The organism is Nocardiopsis sp. TNDT3, from assembly GCF_003427465.1.
GTDB classification, from domain to species: domain Bacteria; phylum Actinomycetota; class Actinomycetes; order Streptosporangiales; family Streptosporangiaceae; genus Nocardiopsis; species Nocardiopsis dassonvillei.
This window is the reverse complement of sequence record NZ_QPFC01001317.1, coordinates 1-3,996: the sequence shown is the minus strand read 5'-3', so window position 1 is coordinate 3,996 and position 3,996 is coordinate 1. Positions and strand designations below refer to the sequence as shown.

The 3,996-nt window shown below is 70.6% G+C and carries 4 protein-coding genes and 1 pseudogene; 3 read left to right on the top strand and 2 right to left on the bottom strand.

Annotation, left to right across the window (positions count from 1 at the left end; translation table 11 throughout):
• Window positions 1-266: pseudogene (locus DQW06_RS27330) on the top strand (RNA helicase); the annotation flags it as partial.
• 411 nt (window positions 267-677) lie between these two features.
• On the opposite strand, the gene DQW06_RS27325 reads toward DQW06_RS27330, so the two are convergent.
• Window positions 678-1,295, bottom strand: coding sequence for a TetR family transcriptional regulator (locus tag DQW06_RS27325; RefSeq protein ID WP_013155471.1), 618 nt, complete (start codon window positions 1,293-1,295; stop codon window positions 678-680).
• A 156-nt stretch (window positions 1,296-1,451) separates the two neighbouring features.
• Here DQW06_RS27325 and DQW06_RS27320 point away from each other — a divergent pair, with 156 nt between their 5' ends.
• Complete coding sequence (locus DQW06_RS27320) at window positions 1,452-2,312, top strand: enoyl-CoA hydratase/isomerase family protein (protein WP_013155470.1); 861 nt, start codon at window positions 1,452-1,454, stop codon at window positions 2,310-2,312.
• A 480-nt stretch (window positions 2,313-2,792) separates the two neighbouring features.
• On the opposite strand, the gene DQW06_RS27315 is transcribed toward DQW06_RS27320, so the two are convergent.
• The gene (locus DQW06_RS27315; protein ID WP_013155469.1) at window positions 2,793-3,218 is read right to left on the bottom strand and encodes a Rid family hydrolase; all 426 of its coding nucleotides are present in this window, start codon (window positions 3,216-3,218) and stop codon (window positions 2,793-2,795) included.
• 150 nt (window positions 3,219-3,368) lie between these two features.
• Here DQW06_RS27315 and DQW06_RS27310 point away from each other — a divergent pair, with 150 nt between their 5' ends.
• The gene (locus tag DQW06_RS27310; RefSeq protein WP_197724861.1) at window positions 3,369-3,857 is read left to right on the top strand and encodes a MarR family winged helix-turn-helix transcriptional regulator; all 489 of its coding nucleotides are present in this window, start codon (window positions 3,369-3,371) and stop codon (window positions 3,855-3,857) included.
• Window positions 3,858-3,996: the final 139 nt, after the last annotated feature.

Below are 3,996 nucleotides of genomic sequence, written 5' to 3'. Positions count from 1 at the left end.
ACCTGCACCGGGGCGGACGCACCGCGCGCGCGGGCGAGGCGGGCAGCGTGGTCACGCTCGTGCTGCCCAGCCAGCGGCGCGACATGACCCGGCTGATGAGCCGGGCCCGGATCGACGCGCACACCGCGCGGGTGGACGCCCAGGACGTGGAGCTGACCAGGGTGACCGGAGCGCGTGAGCCCTCGGGCGTACCGGTCGCCGTGCCTGCCGGGGGCTCGCGGGAGCGGCGGCACCGTGGTGCCGCGGCACGCCGACCGCGCCGCTGACCCGACCACGACGGGGCCCGGGAGTAGGACGCTCCCGGGCCCCGTCGTGCTGGTTCTCCAAGTCGCGGATGCCCGCCCACGTCCGGAAAAAGGCTGGTCCCTGCCCCGGGGTCGTGTGGGCCGCACCGCGTCCCCGCCGTCACCGCCGGTGTGCCGCGTTCTTCGGAATCGGGTTCCCGGATTCTGAGGCAGCCGGAAACGGGCGGTGCTGAGAACCGGCGGATTCGACCCGCGCCCCGCCGTTCGCAGGAGGTGCCCAGTGGTTGCTCGGCTGTTCCGGGACAGGGGGGCACGGGGCGGTCTCCTGCACCCGCGGCCTGGGCTGGGCTCCGACGACGCGATCACTGCCGCCGGGCCGATCACTCCTTTCGGCTGCTTCGGCACCGCCGGGAAAGCCGCCGCTTCGGCCCTTTACGACGGAGTGTCCGTCTGCTGGCGTGCCGGGGCCGAGAAGGCGGCGAACGCGGTGTCCAGCAGGTTGCCGAGGTCCTCTCGGCCTTCGCTCGCGCTCCACTGCCCGAGGACGATCCACAGGATCTCGAGCGCCGCCGCCACGCGCACTTCGGCGACGACCGATGACCCGTCGGCCGAGGAGGTCGTCTTCTGCAGTCGGGCGACGATCTCCGGGCGCCATGCAGCCTGCTTCTCGCGGAGGCGCGCGCACAGGGCCGGGGTCCGCTCGATGAGGCCGAGGATCGTCACGAGCTCCTGGACGTCGCGCACGAGGAACCTCACGGCTGACTCCAGGGCGTTGCGCAATCTGCTCCAGTCGTTCCGGTCGGCCCGTTCGGCATCGAGTGCGTCGGCGATGACGCCACCGACAGGGTCGAAGACGAACAGGACCACGTCTTCCTTGGTGCCGAAGTAGCGCAGGAAGGTGCTCCGCGACACCCCGGCGGCTTCGGAGAGGTCGGTGAAGGTGACCTGGTCGAAGCCGGTGAGGCAGAAGCGGTTGAACGCGACGCGAGCCAGCTCTGCTCGCACCGCGTGGCGGCTGATCTCACGGGTACCGCTTGGCGCTGCGCTCATGGGGACGAGTGTACTCCGACACACTCGCTTGCTTCTTTGAATCCAGGTTTCTAGTCTGACACCCAGTGTCACCCTCGATACTGGGATTCGCGACGCGGTCCCCGGTCGGCGGCCTGGCCGCAGGCCGTCCCTTACACGCGTACATGGAGCCACTTCATGAGCTACAAGGACCTTCCCGCCCTGACGATCGACGTCTCGGACGGGGTCGCGACGGTGAAAATCGATCACCCGCCGCTCAACCTGATGGACGCGGTCCTCCTGTCGTCACTCCGGGCGTTCGTCGCGCGTGTGCGGGATGACGCCGACGTCCGCGTCATCGTCTTCGAGAGCGCTGACCCGGAGTTCTTCGTCGCGCACGGTGACATGGCCTACCTCACCGACCCCGACGCGCTGCCCGCAGCCACCCGCGCCGCGATCGCGGCCGCACCGGGCTCGACCGTCCCGGAAGGCCTGAACATCCTCCAGGCGATGAGCGAGGAGGTCCGCTCGCTGCCGCAGGTCACTATCGGCAAGCTCGCGGGCTTCGCGCGCGGCGCGGGCAACGAGTTCTTCATGTACCTGGACATGCGGTTCGCGGCGATCGGCGAGTCGGGTCAGGGCCAGCCGGAGTCCTTGATGGGGATCCTCCCCGGAGGCGGTGGCACGGTGAACATGACGCGGCTGGCGGGAAGGGCCCGCGCGCTGGAGCTCATCCTCGGCGCAGAGCTCGTGGGCGCGGAGCTCGCGGAACGGTACGGCCTGATCAACCGTGCCCTGCCCGCCGCAGAACTCGATCCCTTCGTGGACACCCTCGCCCGACGGATCGCCGGCCTCCGGGCGGAGGTGATCCCCATGACGAAGGCCGCGGTCGACGCGGTCGCGCAGCCGATTCCGCGTGCGGCCTACGCCGTTGAGAACGAGGGTCTGGTCGCCGCGTTCGGCGATGAGGTCACCGAGCTCGCCCACAAGCTGCTCGCCGCTGGTATCCAGACCCGCGAGGGCGAACGGGACCACGAGCGCATCGCCAACAGCATCTGAGCGCCCAAGCTCTCGCCATCCGTGCGCAGAGGCCCCGTGAGAGGAGCTCCTCAGCCGTTGCCGGCACGCGTGTTCCCGAGTGGTCGGGCCGACCGCCCCGGTTCACCGGGCACTGTCGGGAACACGACCGGCCGAAGCGCCGGAAACGGCGGGCAGGGGAGCGGACGGCGTAAGCAGCCGTAGGTTCGGAAGCGCTGTCGGCCGCGCGAACTGGCGCGGTCGGGAAGGCGGGCGGCCGAGCGGGCACGGGTCCCGTCGACCATGGAGCCGCTGGCACCCCGTGATCGCCGAGGAGGCCCGTGCCCGTGCTCCCATCATGGCCGGCCGAGCCGCTCTGGGACCGATGCGCGGTCCTGCCTCCCGGGCGGCCGGAACGCCACCCAGGCCATTCACCTGGCTGTCACCACCGGAGCCGGTACATGCCGGACTCGGTCCGTGCCTCGCCGACCTGCGATGAGACCGCCACGGAACAGTGGTGGTTCAGCTCCCGGAGCCGACGATGGCGGTGACGCGGATCTCCACGCGCATCGCGGCGAGGCCGAGGACGGTGACGCCGGTCTCGGTCCAGATCGGCGCACGGCCGCCGAGGCGGCGGCGGAACTGCTCGGCCATGACCCTGTTGTGGTCGTCGCCGATGACGTCGTCCCCCGGCGCGACCTTGTGGTACGAGTTGACGTGGATGACGTCCTTCCAGGTCGCGCCGACCGTGGCGAGCGTGCTCTCCACGTTGTCGAAGGCCTGGACGATCTCGTCCTCCAGCGAGTCGGGGACGGCCAGGTCGTCGTCCACTCCGGCCTGGCCTGAGATCTCGACCCGGTCGCCGACGCGGACGGCCCCGCTGTAGCCGAGGGCCGCGTGCAGCTTCTCGCCGTAGCCCGGAGCGATGCCGAAGGTGACGGTGCTCATGATGCTCCTTCTTCCTTGCCGCAGGGGTGCGTTTCCCCTTCGATGACTTCAAGCGTAAAGTGACAGTAGCAAGCAATGACTTCAAGCGTCAAGTGATGGCGGGATTCGCCGGAAGGGCGGGACGGCTCCATGAGCGACACGGAAGGGTCCATGAGCGGAACACACGGGCACGGGGACGGCGAGGAGCCGCGGTGGCTCGACGAACAGGAGAAGGCGGCGTGGACGGGCCTGGTCTCCCTCGTCCTGCTGCTGCCCGGCAAGCTGGAGTCACCGCTGCGGCAGGAGAACGGCCTCACCCTGTTCGAGTACCTCGCGCTCAGCCACCTCTCCGAGGCCCCGGGGCGCAGGCTGCGGATGGGGGAGCTCGCCTTTCTCGCCAGCGGTTCGCTCTCCCGTCTGTCCAACGTCGTCAAACGCTGTGAACAGCGCGGCTGGGTCGTGCGGACACCCGACCCGGACGACGGCCGCTACACCCTCGCCGAACTCACCGACGTCGGCCTCGACCTCGTGCGCTCGGCGGCGCCCACGCACCTGCGCTCCGTGCGCCGCACCGTCCTCGACCCGCTCAACACGACCGACCTGAAGGCCCTCGCCCGCATCGCGGAAAAACTCGGCATCGTCCCCGACGGCCTCGGCTGACAGCCGTTCCCGTGCCACGACCCGGGACGGTCGGGCCCGTGCGGGGGGCGGCGAGTCGGACCGCCCGCACCGGGGCACGGCCCCATCCGGCCCCCAACCGGCCCCGCTCGGTCCTGCCCGGCTCCACCCGGCCCTGTCC